Source organism: Pantoea sp. Ae19-2 (assembly GCF_059801205.1).
Genome location: NZ_JBCHWE010000001.1, coordinates 3482491 through 3500851, shown reverse-complemented (window position 1 = coordinate 3500851; position 18361 = coordinate 3482491). Strand labels below are relative to the sequence as shown.

At 49.8% G+C, this 18361-nt stretch carries 14 protein-coding genes, 1 tRNA gene and 1 pseudogene; 10 read left to right on the top strand and 6 right to left on the bottom strand.

Annotation, left to right across the window (positions count from 1 at the left end; translation table 11 throughout):
- Positions 1-391: 391 nt before the first annotated feature.
- From feoA to AAIE03_RS16090, 8 genes and pseudogenes are all read left to right on the top strand, one after another.
- The gene (feoA, locus tag AAIE03_RS16125) at positions 392-616 is read left to right on the top strand and encodes a ferrous iron transporter A (RefSeq protein ID WP_013024283.1); all 225 of its coding nucleotides are present in this window, start codon (positions 392-394) and stop codon (positions 614-616) included.
- Positions 616-2937 (top strand): Fe(2+) transporter permease subunit FeoB, encoded by a 2322-nt coding sequence (gene feoB / locus AAIE03_RS16120; protein WP_029570896.1) that lies wholly within the window; start codon positions 616-618, stop codon positions 2935-2937. Before feoA ends, feoB begins: the two co-directional genes overlap by 1 nt.
- 862 nt (positions 2938-3799) lie before the next feature.
- Complete coding sequence (locus AAIE03_RS16115; protein ID WP_015701205.1) at positions 3800-4798, top strand: glycosyltransferase family 2 protein; 999 nt, start codon at positions 3800-3802, stop codon at positions 4796-4798.
- Positions 4795-6099 (top strand): oligosaccharide flippase family protein, encoded by a 1305-nt coding sequence (locus tag AAIE03_RS16110; protein ID WP_014606871.1) that lies wholly within the window; start codon positions 4795-4797, stop codon positions 6097-6099. Before AAIE03_RS16115 ends, AAIE03_RS16110 begins: the two co-directional genes overlap by 4 nt.
- A 402-nt stretch (positions 6100-6501) precedes the next feature.
- Positions 6502-7497 carry a glycosyltransferase family 2 protein gene (locus tag AAIE03_RS16105; protein ID WP_014595139.1) on the top strand — a complete coding sequence of 332 codons (996 nt, stop codon included), beginning with the start codon at positions 6502-6504 and terminating at the stop codon, positions 7495-7497.
- Positions 7498-8086: 589 nt separating this feature from the next.
- Positions 8087-8298, top strand: a pseudogene (locus AAIE03_RS16100) (transposase); the annotation flags it as partial.
- Between the two features lie 768 nt (positions 8299-9066).
- Positions 9067-9921 carry a hypothetical protein gene (locus AAIE03_RS16095; RefSeq protein WP_019105620.1) on the top strand — a complete coding sequence of 285 codons (855 nt, stop codon included), beginning with the start codon at positions 9067-9069 and terminating at the stop codon, positions 9919-9921.
- Positions 9922-9980: 59 nt separating this feature from the next.
- The gene (locus AAIE03_RS16090; RefSeq protein ID WP_014606869.1) at positions 9981-10400 is read left to right on the top strand and encodes a hypothetical protein; all 420 of its coding nucleotides are present in this window, start codon (positions 9981-9983) and stop codon (positions 10398-10400) included.
- A gap of 929 nt (positions 10401-11329) precedes the next feature.
- Here the strand turns inward: AAIE03_RS16090 and AAIE03_RS16085 are convergent.
- The 6 genes from AAIE03_RS16085 to aspA all read right to left on the bottom strand — a co-directional run bounded on the left by AAIE03_RS16085 (position 11330) and on the right by aspA (position 17049).
- Positions 11330-11405 (bottom strand) — tRNA-Phe (locus tag AAIE03_RS16085).
- A 106-nt stretch (positions 11406-11511) separates the two neighbouring features.
- Positions 11512-12090 (bottom strand): division control transcriptional repressor DicD, encoded by a 579-nt coding sequence (gene dicD, locus AAIE03_RS16080; protein WP_014606765.1) that lies wholly within the window; start codon positions 12088-12090, stop codon positions 11512-11514.
- Positions 12091-12154: 64 nt separating this feature from the next.
- Complete coding sequence (locus AAIE03_RS16075) at positions 12155-13849, bottom strand: protein-disulfide reductase DsbD (RefSeq protein WP_238493915.1); 1695 nt, start codon at positions 13847-13849, stop codon at positions 12155-12157.
- Positions 13825-14148: a divalent cation tolerance protein CutA gene (gene cutA / locus AAIE03_RS16070; RefSeq protein WP_024472201.1), complete on the bottom strand. Its 324-nt coding sequence runs from the start codon at positions 14146-14148 to the stop codon at positions 13825-13827. The genes AAIE03_RS16075 and cutA overlap by 25 nt, the downstream gene beginning before the upstream one ends.
- Positions 14149-14196: 48 nt before the next feature.
- On the bottom strand, positions 14197-15498 hold the full coding sequence (locus AAIE03_RS16065; protein WP_013024297.1) for an anaerobic C4-dicarboxylate transporter: 1302 nt from the start codon (positions 15496-15498) through the stop codon (positions 14197-14199).
- Between the two features lie 114 nt (positions 15499-15612).
- Positions 15613-17049 (bottom strand): aspartate ammonia-lyase, encoded by a 1437-nt coding sequence (aspA, locus tag AAIE03_RS16060; protein ID WP_015701111.1) that lies wholly within the window; start codon positions 17047-17049, stop codon positions 15613-15615.
- Positions 17050-17370: 321 nt separating this feature from the next.
- Here aspA and AAIE03_RS16055 point away from each other — a divergent pair, with 321 nt between their 5' ends.
- Together AAIE03_RS16055 and AAIE03_RS16050 are read left to right on the top strand one after the other, a co-directional pair.
- Positions 17371-17832, top strand: coding sequence for an FxsA family protein (locus AAIE03_RS16055; RefSeq protein WP_013024299.1), 462 nt, complete (start codon positions 17371-17373; stop codon positions 17830-17832).
- Between the two features lie 232 nt (positions 17833-18064).
- Positions 18065-18358 (top strand): co-chaperone GroES, encoded by a 294-nt coding sequence (locus AAIE03_RS16050; protein WP_014606761.1) that lies wholly within the window; start codon positions 18065-18067, stop codon positions 18356-18358.
- Positions 18359-18361: the final 3 nt, after the last annotated feature.

The window sequence follows — 18361 nt, the reverse complement described above, 5'->3', positions numbered from 1 at the left end:
TGGCCTGTTTTGCAGATTTTACTTATTGGGCACTTAGGAGGAGGCTCATGAAGAAGGGCATCTGGGAATGACGCTTGAACTGAGGACTGCTTTACTAAAACTGCTTTCATAAGGTCTGTGTTCCAAACCGATGTCGCTACACTATAGAGGTTGAACGTATTAAGCAAGGTTTAATTTTATTTAAGTCAGACAGGCAGGCGGCCATGTAACAAACCCGGCCAGCGCACGGCCTTGCGCTGGCCACGGCCCGTTGTTGAACAGGCCCGCTTATCCCGATCGCCACCACCCCATTCATTTCTGCTTTCCTGGGGTTCTGCCCATCCAGATCAATAAACAAGAATAGTTATCATTTGTATAATCCCTTTCTGCTGTTACCGGAACGGATAAGGCCATGCAAATTACACCAGGTACAACCTATCGCATCAGGGGATACCAACATTCTATTCATCCCGCCTGGCGGCAAAAATTATTAACTATGGGCATGTTACCCGGCACGCTGATTGAGGTCGTTCGGATCGCACCGCTGGGCGATCCCGTTCAGGTCCGCACGCGTCGCGTGAGCCTTGCGGTCAGGCAGCAGGACCTGGCGTCCGTCATGCTGGAAGAAATACGCTGATGAAAACATTGACTCTAGGCCTGATTGGCAACCCAAATACCGGCAAAACCACGCTGTTTAACCAGCTTACTGGCGCACGTCAGCGCGTCGGCAACTGGGCCGGCGTCACTGTCGAACGTAAAGAAGGGCAGTTTTTTACCGCCACAACGGATGTGCGACTGGTGGATTTGCCAGGCACCCGCTCGCTCACCACCTGTTCGGCGGACGGCTCTGTTGATGAAAGCATCGCCTGCCGATACCTGTTTGACGATCACGCCGACCTGATTGTGAACGTGATCGACAGTTCAAACCTGGAGAGCCATCTTTTCCTGACGTTTCAGTTACTGGAACTGGGGGTTCCCTGCATTGTGGCGCTGACTATGCAGGACATTGCGGCCAGCCATAACATTCGCATTGATATCGCTGCACTCTCAGCCCGTCTGGGCTGTCCGGTTGTCACCCTGACTTCTACCCGTGCTGACGGCATCGCTAAGCTGAAAGACGCCATTGATAGCTGGCAAAAAGAGATCGCGCCGCCGCCGGTGGTGTACCCGTCCGGGATCGAAGCAGCGATTTCCCGGCTCCGCGCTATGATGCCCGGCGATATCAGCGCGCAAAAACAGCGCTGGCTGGCGTTACAGCTACTGGAAGGCGATGTTCACAGCCGTGAGGTTTGTCCTGCGGCCGTAGCGCATTTGCCCGAGATTGTTGAGGCGGCTGGCGGCGATCCGGCGATGGTGATCGCCGACAGCCGTTATCAGGCCATTGCGACGCTCTGTGCCGCCGTCAGTAATATTCAGCAGTCGGCGCCGGGCACGCTGACTGAAGGACTGGACAGCATCGTGCTCAACCGGTGGGCAGGTATTCCAGTTTTTCTGGGTGTGATGTACCTGATGTTTGTTCTGTCGATCAATATTGGTGCCGCCCTCCAGCCACTATTCGATAGCGGTTCGGTGGCGCTGTTTATTCATGGCACGCAATGGCTGGGTTTTCACTTTCACTTTCCCGACTGGGTGACGGTATTTCTGGCACAGGGAATCGGTGCCGGAATCAATACCGTGCTACCGATTCTGCCGCAGATTGGCCTAATGTATCTGTTTCTCTCTTTTCTGGAAGACTCCGGTTACATGGCGCGTGCGGCATTTGTTATCGATCGCCTGATGCAGTCGCTGGGCCTGCCCGGTAAATCCTTTGTTCCCTTAATCGTCGGCTTTGGCTGCAATGTGCCATCCGTTATGGGCGCCCGCACGCTCGATACACCCCGTGAGCGCTTACTTACGGTGCTGATTGCGCCCTTTATGTCCTGCGGCGCTCGTCTGGCCATTTTTGCTGTATTTGCCGCCACGTTTTTTGGGGCTTACAGCGCCAGCCTGGTCTTTTCCCTTTACGTGCTGGGCATTGCTGTGGCGATTATCACCGGGTTGATCCTGAAACATACGCTGCTGCGTGGAGAAGCGTCTCCGTTTGTGATGGAGCTGCCCGTCTATCATCGTCCCCATCTCAAGAGCCTGCTGATCCAGACCTGGCAGCGCCTGAAAATGTTTATCATCCGTGCCGGACGGGTCATCATTTTAGTGAGCATGGTTATCGGTCTGCTCAGCAGCTTTTCGTTTAACGGATCGACGGTGGACAATATCAACCAGTCCGCCCTGGCCTCAGCCAGCAAAGTCGTCACGCCAGCACTGCGGCCAATCGGGATCACTCCGGATAACTGGCAGGCCACTGTGGGCCTGGTCACCGGCATTATGGCAAAGGAAGTGGTGGTTGGAACGCTGAACAGCCTCTATGTCGGAGAAGATGTGCAAAGCGGTGCCTTTGATCCGCAGCACTTTGATCTGTTAGGTGAGCTGGGCGACGCACTCACAGAAACCGGCAACAGTCTGCAAGCGGCGTTTCGCCTGAGCGCGCTGGCAAATCCTATCGAGGCCAGCAAAGGAGACAGTGAAATAAATGCCAGGCAGATGGGCGTGATGAGTGCGAAGTTTGGCAACGGCTTTGCCGCTTACAGCTACTTAATTTTTGTGCTGCTTTACGTGCCCTGCGTCTCGGTTATGGGGGCGATTGCCCGCGAGGCTGGAAGAAACTGGATGCTGTTTTCATTCTTTTGGGGTTTAAACGTCGCCTATTCCGTCGCCACGCTGTTTTATCAGAGCGTCAGCTTCCGCAGCCACCCTGGCGTGAGTGCGCTTTGCCTGATCGGTGTCGTAATGGTCAACGCTGTGGTGTTTGTTCTGCTGCGGCGATTCAGCACGCGCGTGAAGGTGACGCCTTTTTCCAGCGTGGCAACCTCAGTGGGTTGTGGGGGCTGCCAGGGATGCGCCAAACATCAGCATACAGGTTAGGGCGTTTGCCGTGCGACGAATCAGCGCCCGGAACTCGCCTCTGTTGCTGTTGGCGTGATGGGCGCAATGGTACTGATGGTCCGACGCCAGGGCGTTGTCAGTTGCCCCGATCCTGAAAACCACTGTGCCCGCTGACAACAGCCTTAATCACGCGGCAGTTGATTGGCCCTCAGCCTGTTTCGATTTAGGTACAATACATAGTGCGTGCTCATAGGCCCGTGTGAGCATGACGGCTACCGGCCAAAATGTGATGTTTAAAAAAACAGGCCGTTTAAGCAAAAAAGAGTATTCGATATATCAGCCGCGTGAATATTTAGCGTGGCGATATATCTTCAATACACCGATGCATGAAGTTAAACGTTAATTAAACACGATGGCGTCTTCTGCTTTATATATTTATTTAGTTGTGGACTTTGCTGTTTTTTTAGTTATGCCGCCTTTAGCATTTTGATGGCTATTATAAGGATATTCTTATTCCTGAGACAGAATCCTCACTTCCTCCCCGTAAGACTACGATTAAGAGAGTCCTGATTTCGCATTGTGGGGCGGTTTGTAGAGCCGGCTTATTGCGAAAACGATCCGCATTTGTGTAAAGTGGAATATACCATCCTTTGTGCATTTCAGACGGTATTCCAGGTCCTTTATAAATTACAGAATACTCCTAATTTATCTGTTATTGTTTTGTTTTTTTTGGTTTTTTTTATCACTGGAGTTCTTTAAAACATTTTGATACAAAAATTGACGATGTGCCTACATACGACTGATTTAGAGTAGCCAAAAATTGTTCAAATAAAAAATAGTTGGGACTAACTGGCCATCTCTCTGCATTTCATTTTAATAAATTTGTCACACCAGAGGTTATATGATTAATAATCAGCAGGGCCCTTTAGTGTCATTTATTGTGCCCGTTTACAATGGCGCCGAATTTATTGCGCGCTGCGTTAAGAGTATTCTTAAGCAGCCACAGGCTGAGCGCTGTGAACTGATTCTGGTGAATGATGGATCCAGCGATAATTCACTTGAACTGTTGAATGAATACCAGAATTATCCTGGTGTATTGATCATCGATAAGCCTAATGGCGGGGTTTCTTCAGCGCGTAACTGTGGGCTGGACGCCGCAAAGGGTACCTTTATTTCTTTCGTTGATGTTGACGATTTCCTGCCCCCACGTGTACTTGATACCTGGCTGATGCTCATGAAGGACGATGCAATTTTAGCCGTAGGCGAATCGCGTACGTTTTCTCATGATGGGGAACCTCTGTCAGAGGTAACAGAAAACGACACACAGCGCTGTATGAGTGCGGATAAGGCGATAAGTGAACTGCTGTATCACACGCCCAGGCACGGTCTTTGCGATAAGTTTTTCCGCCGAGACATCGTGCAGCAGCAGCAGTTGCGCTTCCGTGAAGATATCTTTAACTTTGAAGATCTGTTGTTTGTCATCAGTTATTTGTCTGCTGCGCGCCACGGGCAGGTCGTGTTTAGCCGTCGTGTGGTTTATCACTATGTCGAATCAAGAAACTCTGCCACGCGTTCGGATCTTAAAGAAAAACACTTCACCTATGTCCGGGCGTTTGCAGGAATTAAAATGCTGCTGCTGCGCCCCCATGAACGCTTTTACTACTTTTTGTTCCTGAAGGTGACCGCTTCGCACATTTACAAAGCACTGCACAGTAGGGAGTTCAACGCTGCGTTTGTTAAGCAATATATCGATCTCTACCGTCAAAATTACCGTGCTTATTGCGCCGCCGGTGTCATTCCGGATGCATGGAGCCTGTACTTCACCTTTTTCTTTCTGTCTCCGCGGCTGGTATCGGGGCTGCGTCACTTCGCACAGAATGTGCTGAGGGCACGGTCGTGAAACAGAAGCTACAAAACTCCCTGTGGATGATTATTGAGAAGCTGGTTGCCGTCTTTGGGCTGATGTTCGTCACCTCTTTTGTGGCGAAATACGTGGGGCCTGTGACGTTCGGCGTCATCGCGATTTCGATGCTGATATTCCAGTTTATCCAGTCGGTTGCCATGATGGGCTGCGACGTCATTCTGCTCAAACGCATTGCGCAGAACCACCGCTCTGGCATCCGGCTTATGGTGCCCGCCGTCATGCTGGTCTTTGCCATCTACTGCGTGTTGTCTGTGATTGGCATCATCGTGATGCGTGAGGAGATGAGTGCTCAGGCTTTTGTCTTTATCTGCGCCGCCGCGCTGGCCTGCCTGTTTTCTGCTATCGACCTGATTAACATCTATAACGAAGCGGTGTTGAATGCCAGGCTGAATGTCATGGCGAATCTGACCGGTCTGCTCATCAGTCTGGGCATTCGCTATGGAATTTCGTACTACCAGCTCGAACCTGAGTTGCTGGCGATTCCGATTGTACTGGCGACTTTTATTCCTTTCGTCATTAAAATTTGCGTGTTTGGCTGGTACCACAGGCATTCTCAGGTACGACCGCCGCTTCCCAGGCTGAGCCATATTCGCCGTTACAGCCGCTATATCCTTCAGGCCGGGCGTTCGCTGGTGATGTCGGTTATCGCGATTACCATTTACACCCGACTGAATCAGCTCAGCGTCTCTTGGTTTTTAGGCCTGAAAGAGGCGGGTATTTTTTCGGTCGCGATGACGTTGTCAGTGGCGTGGGTGTTTTTGCCTAATGCGCTGCTGGCTTCTTTCTATCCGGCTCTGTTTGCCGAACGCGATCCTGACGTGGCCGTGGTGCGGGCCCAAAAACTGCAGTTGCTGGTCATTGCCGTTTCACTTGGTGTGATCCTTGGCATCATCCTTGTCGGCCCGTGGTTTATTGCGCATTTCTATGGCGCGGCCTACACCGAAGCAATTGCGCCCATGGTGCTGTTAAGCGTTGGTGCCATGTTCGGTGTGCTGAGCAGCGTAATGGACAGATTCATCATCAAGTACAACGGTTATCGTTATCTGATCAAAAAAACGTTTTGTGTGTTGGCCGTGTGTCTGGCAACGACGGTAACGTTGGTGCCGCTGTTTGGCATCACCGGAGCGGCGATAAGCGTTGTCATTACCGAGTTTATGGCTTTCACCGTTCTTAATTATTTTTTCCGTGGTCAGCCGATGATGAATATTCATAAAATATTCATCCAGCCGGGTAAATTATGGTTCCTGATTAACCGTACCCTGTTTTCTGGCCGGTAAGTTAAGCTTTTATGAAAGGTATTATTATTTTTGAGAAATAATACCTTTCATCATATTGAAATACATTCTTTGAGATTTAATTTCCTCGTCGATTATCTGTAGGCTTCAGATAAATATTATTTTTATAATCCTGCAAACCTGCGGGAGGCGTACGTATGCCTTTATTATTTCATTCATTATTTTATCTACAGTATTTGATTAAGGTTAATTACTGATCTTCGATGCCGGAATTATACCTGTTTACAGTCAGTTTAATTTAGCGCTTTTATACTGTGATCGTGGATTTATAAATAATTAAAAAGCTCATTTTCTCCAGGGAGATAAGGAATGAAGGCGGCTAAACAGCGCCAGTTTTCCTCTGCCCGATAGTGCCATGACGTATGCTGGTTACGAGGTTTTAAAATGAATGATAAATATTTATTCAGTATAATAATACCGGTTTATAATGCCGAGAAAACGGTGATGCGTACGCTGCAAAGCCTTCTTCTCCAGACATTTAAAAATTATGAAATCATTCTGGTCAATGATGGCAGTAAAGATAACTGCGCTGCGATCCTTGAGGAGTTCAAACAGTACAATAATTTTAAAGTCATTACTCAGGATAATGCCGGGGTTAGCGTCGCCCGCAATACTGGACTGGAAGCGGCATCGGGTGACTATGTTATCTTTATCGATTCCGACGACTGGGTTGACAGTGATTTTCTTGCTGTATTTCATCAGCACCTTTACTCAGGCATTCCACAACCTGTTGATCTGATGGTAGGGAACCTCAAGTGTGATCGCGTAGGCGACCTTTCGACTTACGGTTATTTTACGCAACCCGAGATTCCGGCCGTCCTGGGCGAGATAGAGCTCAGCGATAATATTGGTTATCTTCATAACAAGTGTTACAGAAAAAAAATTATCGATGATTTTAGTATTCGCTTCACTAAAGGCATTTCGATGAGTGAAGATCTCCTGTTTAATCTTAACTATTTCTACTACATCGATAACCTGTTTGTTTTCGACAGTGCCTCCTATCACTATGATGATGTAGAGAACTCGCTTTCAAAGAAACGCGTACTGTATGAAGAGCTGCTGGATCGTAAACATTACCTCAACGACTTATATCAAAGGCTGCTGGTTAAGTATAAAAACGGCGATATGGCCCGCTTTTCTACTGGAATAACCAAACGTAAGCTGACGCTGGATATGCAGATCGTGACCGCGATGTACTACACCACGCTGAATATTAATGAGGTGCGTAACAGCATCAAGCGTATTAAAGAGAAGCGTTATCCTGAGAATGTCCTGGGGCTGTTAAACAGAAGCGAGAAAGTGAAGTATCATGTCATGAACGTCAATGCCAGAGCGGCCTATCTGGTGCTGTATATGCTCTACAGATTGCGTTTTTTTTAAGATTCAAACTGTCGCCTGTTTTCATTATTCACTACTAGCCTTCTGGTGCAGGGCGGGGCATGTTGTTGTTTTAACTTTACCTGGTTTTGCGATTTCCGGATCGCCAGCATCAGGCGCTGTTTTTCAAGCGTCAGTTTGTTGAGGCATGCATAAGAGCGCGGGCTGTTGAATGCCGTCAGCCAACGCTCTGTGATTTTCCCAAATTCAGTCAGTGTCCTTGAGCGATATAACAACCCGTCTGGCAGGTCGTCACGTCCAGTTGAAACGCGGAATAAGAGCACGCTGGGTGGGTTTTATCGCTTTGATCAATGCCAGCATCGGGCAACGACCCCATGAGATTGATGGATTATGATACACAAGAGTGATTTATCCCCTCTTCAATAAGAGAAAAAACGTCATCAAGAACATTATAATAAGTGGCTTCAGACTCGCGTTCTTTCCAGATGTCGTAAGCTGAACTGTAGACGAATTCCAAAATAGCCGCGATAGTGTGTGGCCTGATGTCTTTTAAAGGATCGACACCCATTTTCAGTCAATCGCCACGGGTTTAACCGCCATCTCAGCGTCAGTAGAAATGACTTAATGAGAGGTGTCCATGAGCGGTAAGCGTTATCCCGAAGCGTTTAAAATCGAAACAGTGAAACAGGTCGTTGATCGCGGCCATTCTGTTTCCAGTCTCGCACTACGCCTCGATATCCCCACCCACCGCTTCACGCAGGGATAAAGACGTCAGGTCCGGATTCTTTCTGTAATAATGAACAGTCAGAATATAAATTAATAATTCTGAATCGAATGCATGAAACGCATTTTGCCGAATTGGAAAGAGATGCAAAAGTATCAAACGATTCATTAAAATATTACGAAATATAAAATATAAAAAAAACAATGGGTAACGATATCGGCAATCATTCCGATTTGAATTAATAGCAGCCTATGTAATTTTTTGTAAGTTTTGCGCTTGCATTAACCGTAAAAAAAGCATAGAAAGGTTACAATTTAGCAACATTTAATAAAGTTTTACACTGACACACCTGATAGCTTTCACTTCTGTCTGGAGAGGGAAATGAAAAGACTTTCTGCGTTGTTAACCCTAAAATCTCTAAATAGATGTGCAGGATTGCCCCTGAGTAATTTAATGATGAATCAACGATACCAGACAAGTTCGAATATCGCTGCATCACAGGTTGGGGAATCGGCAGATGACCTTGTTATGTCATGGAGGCCGCCAAAAAAAAGCGGAATCCTGAGTAAGGGTTGCACCATACTGGCTTACCAGTACAGGTGGCAAATAAATGGCAGCGACTCAACCACATGGCACTCTATTCCTCAATATGCCACCTGCTTTCAGCGTTTTCGTGTTGAAAATGGCCTAATAACCAGAGGGTATTCTTCTGGCGTTTGTCCGAAAAGACCTGAAGGTGCGAAGTTGATTCCCAATACACCGGTATCAAAATCAACGCGTTAAAGCTACCTGGTCATAATATTGATATCAAATAAATCTGTCATGCCAGATTTACTTGATATTAACTTTCATTGAAGCTTTATAGTAAAAATTACTTGAAGGTAAAAATGAAAAAAAACAAAAAAAACATTCCATTATGCTTCGTAAAAAAGACACGCAACGCTGTTTTTAACAGAAGCATAGCGGCGCTCTTTTCAGCGCTTATCGCTTTTATTTTTTGTTTTTTTTCTGGCGGTGGTGCTTATGCCCAGTCTGCTGGAATATTATCTGCCACAGATAATCAAGACGACTATAAAGAAAACAGTGACAAAGCCTCTCATTCAGAGGGTAGTGCCCTGGCGCTCCCGACAATGCATGTGGTACTTGAATGGGAGTGGTTGCCAAATGGTGAAAACCTTGCACGCAAGAATTATCAAGTGAAACTTGATGCCTGCAAGGGTTCCGGTATGCCTTTCAAAGCGCTTTCAGCACAAGATGAGGCCAGGCTGGGTAAGGGAGAGGTAGAGATATCTATTGATGGACATCATCAGGTTGCTAAGGAAGTCAGCTGGACGATGGGCGCTGAGGGTGAGGATGCTCAGCATGCCTGTATGATTACACTCGAAGAACACACAGACCAAAACGAAGTTAAAGATGCTGCAGAGGAAGGAATGTATCAGGCTATCGACAGCGACAGTCGCATTCAAAATCATCAGAATGCCCAGTCTGTCGGCTGGAAAATAACGGGAGAAAAGCAATATAAAGGTATTCCCTGTACTGCCTGGAGTAATGGTAAACAAGAGGTCTGTATGTGGTCAGGTGGATTAAAATGGGGTTTTGATGATTCAGCAATGGATACCGCGGGATGTTCTGTAAGTACTGCCGGTGATTTTCTCACGTCTATACCTGTTGACGCGAAGCCTTTAAAAGGGGCAAGCGGGTGTTTATTCAAACTCAAGACATTCAATATTAATAAAAGCTAACTCACCTTTTTTATCGATTCCATAAAGCGGTCAGTCGTTCACAACTCATGGAGAAAAAAATGAAAAGCATCATGGTTCTTTTCACAATAATGTTCGTATTAACAGGATGTAGCACATCGGGTGGGGAGGATAAATTTAGCCGCACTTATGTTTCATCCCATATCATAGCCAACAAAACCACACAGGCTGAAGTCAAGGCGCTTTATGGCGTACCTGACGATCAAAGTTCATCCTCAGATGGTTCGGTCAACTGGCGTTATAGAAAGGGTGGAAACTTAAGTACTGCGTCAAGCGTCTTAGGATATATTCCGGGCGTGAGTGCCCTCTCAAGCGCCGTTGGCATGGCTTCGAGTGCGCAAGGTGCCTCTGAGTCAATGACAAAAGCATCCGGCAAACTGACTGGCAATACTGAGCAACATAGTGATTATTTATCCGTTTGGTTTGATAAAAACAACGTTGTAAGTAATTGGTATATGTAAAACTGGAAGTTAAAGAGGGTGAGATTATATGTCACCCTCTTTTTTAAATTTTTATTGCCAATGCTTTACGACTGACTTTCGTTTTTTATGAATAATTGATGTAGAACGGATTTCGTCGTTAGCGCTCTGGCACCGCGCCGCCTCAATCAGATTTAACCTTATCATTATATCCTAACGTCTAATCCTGACCCCGAGTTTAATCCAGTTATAATCAGGGCTAGCCAGTTTCGGTCTGGCTGAATTAAATGTATCCGGCAGGGAATTAAATACCCTGTACGCCCATCCATCTTCAGTAATGCGTCGGGCACACATTGAAAGAAATGTCAGGCTCTGTTCTCAGGTGATTGACACTACGCTTTAAGACGTGTCGGTTGTGCACAAATTTATCTAAACAGCGATGAATTCCCTTTTCCACCAGAAAAAATCAGAGCCTGAAATCAGCGACTCGCTGCACGCCGTGAGGGATTCCTGTCTGCTAATCAACGGACAGGCCGCGATCACATTATTCCCTAATAGGGTTTTGCAGGGCGGATCCGATATCAGCGTCGCGCCTCGCTAAACCGCATAAAACTGTTTGCGGGCCTTTACCGATCGCCATTTTGCCCCCACATCTGCAAAATCAGCTGCCGGGATTGTCACGCCGAAATATAACCCTACTGGCGACGCGTGTCGTGCTTGCATGGGTTGCCAGAGCATAGCGCTGTTCGTTGAATGATGTTGCTGCAGCTTGTCAGGTTCATTGTGCAGCGTGGCAGTGCGGATGGCGTATTGATGGGGGTTCCAGCGTTTATCGAACCCACGAGCTTGCAGTTATACCCTAAAATCCAGATTTAAAAAAACCCGTTGATATTCAGTGATATCATCGGGTTTATTTAACGTACTGATTTTTTATGTCTCCGGACTGACTAAGCTATCCCAAGACAATAATATGGTGCCCGAACCCGGAATCGAACCAGGGACACGGGGATTTTCAATCCCCTGCTCTACCGACTGAGCTATTCGGGCAACGGGGCGCATTAAACCGTAAAGGCCGCAGGCCGTCAACGGCTTTGATAAAAAAACCACGCAAAACGTGACTGATTGCCTGAATTTCAGTCAAAGACGATGAAACTCAGGCCAGTGCGCCGTTTTTACGGCAGAGGGCGATACTCAATACGTCTTCCGCCAGGCGTTTCGCCACATCAACGTCCTGCACGTTGCGTTTAACCAGCAGTTTGCTCAGGCAGCCTTCCAGTATCAGTTCCATTTGATCGGCAACCATACTGGGATTATCCAGACCAAGCGAGGTTAAGATGGTATGCGTAAATTGCCATGAGGCGCGCTTCTGCTTTTCTGCCAACTGATGGATGGGCTGATCGGGCTGGGGATAAAAACTGCAGGCGGCGATAAACAGGCAACCGGGAAAGCGGCCCTTGTTGACCTGCTCGTTTAATCCTTCATAGCGTGCCATCAGCTTCTGATCAGGACGCAGAGCGTCGTTCTGCAGAATGTCATGGCGCCACTGTTCAATCTGCTGGGCGTGAAACTGCAGTGCATCGTAGAGCAGCGCGTCACGATCGGGCCAAAACTGTTCAAGCTGTGTCAGGCTGAGCTGCATATCATCGGCCAGGATTGCCAGCGATGAGGTCGCCGCCAGACCGTTTTGTTCCAGTACGTTTAACGCATGGTCAAGTATCTGTTCACGTTGCAAATCGTTCTCCTCTGGTGTGCAAGCCTGTTTTGTTCAGCAGACTGTGTCCTGGTTCCAGTGTTGTTTACTCATGCAATTTCTGCAAATGCGCGCGAAAATCATTCGCCTTCAGGAAGCCGGTAATACGCGATTCCGGGATCTCTTTTCCTGTCGCATCAAAGAACAAAATCGTGGGTAACCCGAGCACGTGCAAATGCTGCAACAGCGCATTATCGGTGGCGGTGTTCGCCGTGACGTTAGCCTGCAACAGCTGCACATTGTTCAGGCTGTCACGTACCGCGCTGTCGCTAAAAGTATATTTTTCAAACTCTTTACAGGCCACGCACCAGTCCGCATAGAGATCCACCATGGTGATACGGCCCTGAGCCTGCTGCAGGGCCTGGTCTACCTGTTCAAGGGTTTGAACAGGCTGAAAGGGAAGGTGCGCGATGTTTTGCTGCGGCGCGCCGCTGCCAAAGGCCCAGTCCTGCAACGGGCGGGCGCTGATCAGGGCGGCGACCAGCATCATAATTTGCATCACGCGCCATTTGCCGCCGCTGGCGCGTAAGCTCGCGCTGAATGCCCAGGCAAAGAATGCCACGGCCAAAAGGCTCCACAAACGCATGCCCCACAGATCGCCCAGTATCCGCTCCAGCAGGAAGACCGGCAGCGCGAGAATAACAAAACCAAATCCTTCTTTGACGGTCTGCATCCAGGGGCCGCTTTTAGGGAGAAAGCGGTTGCCAAACAGGGTAACGGCAATCAACGGCAATCCCATCCCGACGGCATACAGCCACAGCGTACCGGCACCGGCCAGCAGGTTTCCGCTCTGCGCGATATAAAGCAGAATCGCGCTGAGTGGCGCAGTGGTGCAGGGCGAGCAGATTAGGCCTGCCAGCGCGCCCATCAGGAAAACGCCCGGCAGTGAGCCGCCTTGCTGACGATTGCTCCACAGTGCCAGACGCGTTTGCACGCTGGCGGGAAGCTGTAGCGAAAACAGGCCAAACATCGACAGGGCTAACAGGGTAAACAGCGCCGATAAGCCAATAAGCACATAAGGATGCTGCAACGCCGCCTGAAAGCGCAGGCCCGCCGCCGCCACAATCACGCCCAGTAAGGTATAAGTGAGCGCCATTCCCTGCACATAGACCATGGCCAGCGCAAACAGCCTGCCCAGTGAATAGTTACGCTTACCGCCAAGGATAATGCCAGAGATCAGCGGATACATCGGCAATACACATGGCGTGAAGGCCACGCCGATGCCAATCAGCAGCGCCCACAACGGCGAAAAGGGCAGAGGGTTGGCGCTGGCAGGCGCAACGGCTGGCGGGGACATTGTGGCGGCTACCGGGGAAAGGGGGATGCTGCGGGTTTCCGGTGGATAACAGAAGCCGGCGGCGGCACAGCCTTGATAACTTACGCTAAGGGTCGCTCCTTTCGCGGCCTGCTGCAGCATGATGGGCACGTTGAGATCCTGCGGGTAAATCTCGCTTTTACCAAAAAATTCATCTTCATGCGGCTGGCCCGCAGGCAGGGCTAACGGCGCAATACGTGCATCATGGGGCACGACCTTAATCTGTTGGCGGTAAAGGTAATAGCCCTCTTTGACTTTCCAGTGCAGGTTAAGCTGCGAGCCTTGCTGATCGAAATCAAAGGCAAAAGCCTGATCAACGGGCAAAAAGCGGCTGGTGGTTTTGGGGGAAAATAAGGCAGCCTGCGCCTGCAGGCAGATAAACAGCGCCAGTACCAGTGTGATTAAGCGAGAGATGCGTGCAGCCATGACAAGTATTCACTGTCTCCATGTTGAACCGGAAGTACCAGCAGTTCTGGTACATCGTAAGGATGCGCGAGCTTAAGCAGTTCGATCAAGGCCTGCTGATGGGCTGTGTCGCATTTGAGTAACATCTGAACTTCGCTGGACTGCGCCAGTTGGCCCTGCCAGACATAATATGACGTTGCACCCGGCAAGAGGGTGACACAGGCGGCCAGCCTGGCCTGCAGCGCCTGTGTGGCAAGCTGTTGCGCACAGGCCTGGTCTGGCGCAGTACAGAGGATGATAACGGCGTTCATCGTAACGATCCTGTTGAAAATAACGCCGATAGTAGCACGTTCCCTGCCCGGCTGGAGTTACAGTAACAGCCCACCAAAAATAAAGCCGAACATGACAGACAAGGTGATAGCAAGGACGCCAGGAATAATAAAGGCATGGTTGAAGACAAACTTACCGATTCGGGTCGAACCCGTATCGTCCATCTCCACGGCGGCTAACAGGGTGGGATAGGTCGGTAACACAAACAGCGCAGACACGGCGGCAAATGAAGCGATGGCTGTCAGTGGCGTTACGCCAAGCGCTAACGCGGCAGGCAGCAGGGCTTTGGCGGTGGCGGCCTGGGAATAAAGCAGCATGGAAGAGAAGAACAGCACCAGCGCCAGCATCCACGGATAGGTTTTTAAGGTATCGCCCGCCAGCATCTGGATATCAGCCAGATGGGCTTTTACAAAGGTGTCGCCCAGCCAGGCCACGCCCATCACACAGATGCAGGCGCTCATGCCAGACTTGAATGTGCTGGCGCTGAGGATAGCACCGGTATCAATTTTGCAGGTCAGACTGATCAGCGTGGCAATAGTGAGCATAAACACGACGATCGCCTCATTGCGCGGCAGCGGTGGGTTAGCGATCAGGTTGACGCTTTCGCTGGTGGCGGTGGCGTAAATCACCACGGCGGCAATACCGGCCAGGAACAGCAGTACCGATTTTTTAGCGCCGGGTTGAGTCTGATAAACCGTCTCGCCGCGTAGCGTCACTTCACCTTTCGCCAGCCTTGCCTGGTAAACCTCATCATCTTTTAGCTCTTTACCCAGAAAATTGGTCACCAGGGCGGCAAGAAACAGCCCCACCATGGTGGCCGGAATGGCAATCGCCAGCAGCATGATATAGCTCACCCCGCGCGGTTCCAGCAGCGTGGCAAAGAACACCACCGCTGCCGAAATGGGAGAGGCGGTAATGGCGACCTGAGAGGCGACAACCGCAATCGATAACGGGCGGGAAGGCCGGACGCCTTGCTCTTTCGCCACTTCAGCAATGACCGGCAAGGTGGAGAAGGCGGTGTGGCCGGTACCCGCCAGCAGGGTCATCATGTAGGTCACCAGCGGCGCAAGGAAAGTGACATAACGTGGATGACGACGCAGCAAACGTTCGGCAAGGCTGACCAGATAATCCATGCCGCCCGCCACCTGCATGGCGGCAATCGCGGCGATCACGGCCATGATGATTTCGATCACATCAAAAGGGATCGCACCGGGCTTCATGCCAAAGCCCAGCGTCAGGATCAGGACGCCTGTGCCGCCTGCGAAACCTATGCCGATGCCGCCCAGGCGTGCGCCCAGCCAGATCGCCATCAACACGATAAACAGCTCAATCAGGAACATCTGTCACTTCCTCAAACAGGATTAGCCGGTAAGCAAACTCATCCTTTTAACAAACAAAAAGGCACATCGTTTTGATTACGATGTGCCTTTTACATCAGTAAGTACAATTAAGCCTTACTGTTCGTTTTCGTCGGTGTAACGTTTGGCTTTATAAACCGGATACATCAGGTTTTGCACAGAGAAAATATCGTCCAGCTCGCTTTCGGTGAGCAGGCCGCGCTCAAGCACCACTTCGCGAACGCTTTTACCGGTTTCGGCACAAATTTTACCGACGATATCGCCATTATGGTGCCCAATGTAGGGGTTCAGGTAAGTGACGATGCCAATGGAGTTAAACACATAAGCTTCACAGACCGCTTTGTTGGCTGTGATGCCGTTAACGCATTTTTCCAGCAGGTTGTAGCAAGCGTTAGTCAGGATGCTGACCGACTCAAACAGCGCCTGGCCAATCACCGGTTCCATAACGTTAAGCTGCAGCTGCCCGGCCTCGGACGCCATGGTGACCGTGGTATCGTTGCCAATCACTTTGAAGCACACCTGGTTTACCACCTCAGGCACTACCGGATTCACTTTGGCAGGCATGATTGAGGAGCCGGCCTGCAATTCTGGCAGGTTAATTTCGTTCAGGCCGGCACGCGGACCCGACGAGAGCAGGCGAAGGTCGTTACAAATTTTAGAAAGCTTCACGGCCAGACGCTTCAGCGAAGAGTGCACCATAACGTAGGCGCCGCAGTCGGAGGTGGCCTCGATCAGATCTTCGGCTGGCACCACCGCCAGGTTACTGACTTCTGCCAGTTTCTGAACGGCTAAGTGTTGGTAGCCATCCGGCGTATTCAGGCGAGTACCAATAGCGGTCGCGCCCAGGTTAACCTCCAGCAGCAGTTCGCCGGTGCGCAAAATGCTTTTCGTCTCTTCATTGAGCAGCACGCTAAACGCATGGAATTCCTGACCCAGCGTCATCGGCACCGCATCCTGTAGCTGAGTACGGCCCATTTTTAAAATCGTCTGGAATTCGTCAGCTTTACGCTGGAAACCTTCGGCTAACTGGCTGATGCCGTCGAGCAGTTTCAACAGCGAGCTGTAAACGGCGATGCGAAAGCCGGTCGGGTAAGCATCGTTGGTGGACTGGCATTTATTCACGTGGTCGTTGGGATTCAGATACTGGTATTCGCCTTTCTGATGCCCCATCAGCTCCAGACCAATATTGGCCAGCACCTCATTGGTATTCATGTTGACCGAGGTGCCCGCGCCGCCTTGATACACATCGACCGGGAACTGATCCATGCAGCGACCTTTGTTCAGCACTTCATCGCAGGCCTGAATAATGGTATTGGCGATGTCACGCGGCAACGTCTGCAGCTCTTTATTGGCCATCGCCGCCGCTTTTTTTACCATCACCATGCCGCGCACAAACTCAGGAATATCACTGATTTTGCTGTTGCTGATGTAAAAGTTTTCAATCGCACGCAAAGTATGAACGCCATAATAAGCATCCGCCGGAACTTCGCGCATGCCTAACAGGTCTTCTTCGATACGAATGTTGTTCGCCATGATAACCTTCTTGTTGTCACTGCTAACCATCGCAGATGATGTGTTTGTTTTGTGGGGAAGCGCCAGAACCGCTATTTTATCCGTATTCAGGCGGGTGAGCACGATCCTATTCTGACCCAGCCCTAAAGCGCGAACAGAGATCACCTTACTGGCCTTATGACGTTAACAATATGTGAAATTGCTCACAAATTTAACCCTGCAGCAAAAATTTGCCTGGCACGGTTGAAATGGGCGGCCTGAATGACCATCTCTGTATCTTGTTATCATCATTTTTACGCTGCCGGGTCATCAGCCGGGCAGCCTGACTCACAGGAGAATCCGGTGCGCTGGTTACCGTTAGTGATCTTTTTCGTACTGGCCTGGATTGAGATCTCGCTTTTCATTCAGGTTGCACACGTCCTTGGCGTGCTGCTCACCATGCTGCTGGTGGTTTTCACCTCCTGCATCGGCGTGTCTTTGGTAAAAAATCAGGGCATGAAAAACTTTATACTGATGCAGGAGAAGCTGGCTCGTAACGAAAGCCCGGCGCAGGAAATGGTAAAAAGCGTTTCGCTGATCATTGCCGGTTTCCTGCTGCTGCTGCCGGGTTTCTTTACCGACATGCTGGGCCTGCTGCTCTTACTGCCACCGGTGCAAAAACACCTGACCTTAAAACTGATGCCGCATCTGCGCGTCTGGCGGGGGCCGGGTGCAGGCCCGGACAGCGGTTATACAATGGATGGCGAGTTCGAACGCAAAGACAGCGATCGCCTTGAACATCATGACGATCCAAAAGATCGTTAATCTCATCCTCTTAGCGCGACATCAGGTCGCGCTTTTTGTTTGTCTTCTGACCCGTCCGCGCGGTTTGTCTAAAAAGTCATCAGTTGCATCATCAGACTAAAAAAATTTGTGGGTTGCCCCCTTGAAAGTGTCAGGTCGCGGCCCTATCTCTCTGGTCACGAGGCCGGAAGCCACACAGCCCGGTATTCAACCCAAAAATGAATGATTGGACTTCTCAAAGGAGAGCTATCAAATGAAAATTCGTCCATTACACGATCGTGTCATCGTGAAGCGTAAAGAAGTTGAAGCTAAGTCAGCGGGTGGCATTGTGCTGACCGGTTCTGCAGCAGGCAAATCCACGCGTGGTGAAGTCCTGGCTGTGGGCAAAGGCCGTATCCTTGAGAGTGGCGAAGTGAAGCCGCTGGACGTACAAGTTGGTGACGTCGTGATCTTCAGCGAAGGCTACGGTGCCAAAACTGAAAAAATCGACAACGAAGAAGTCCTGATCATCTCTGAAAGCGACATTCTGGCGATTGTTGAAGCGTAAGTT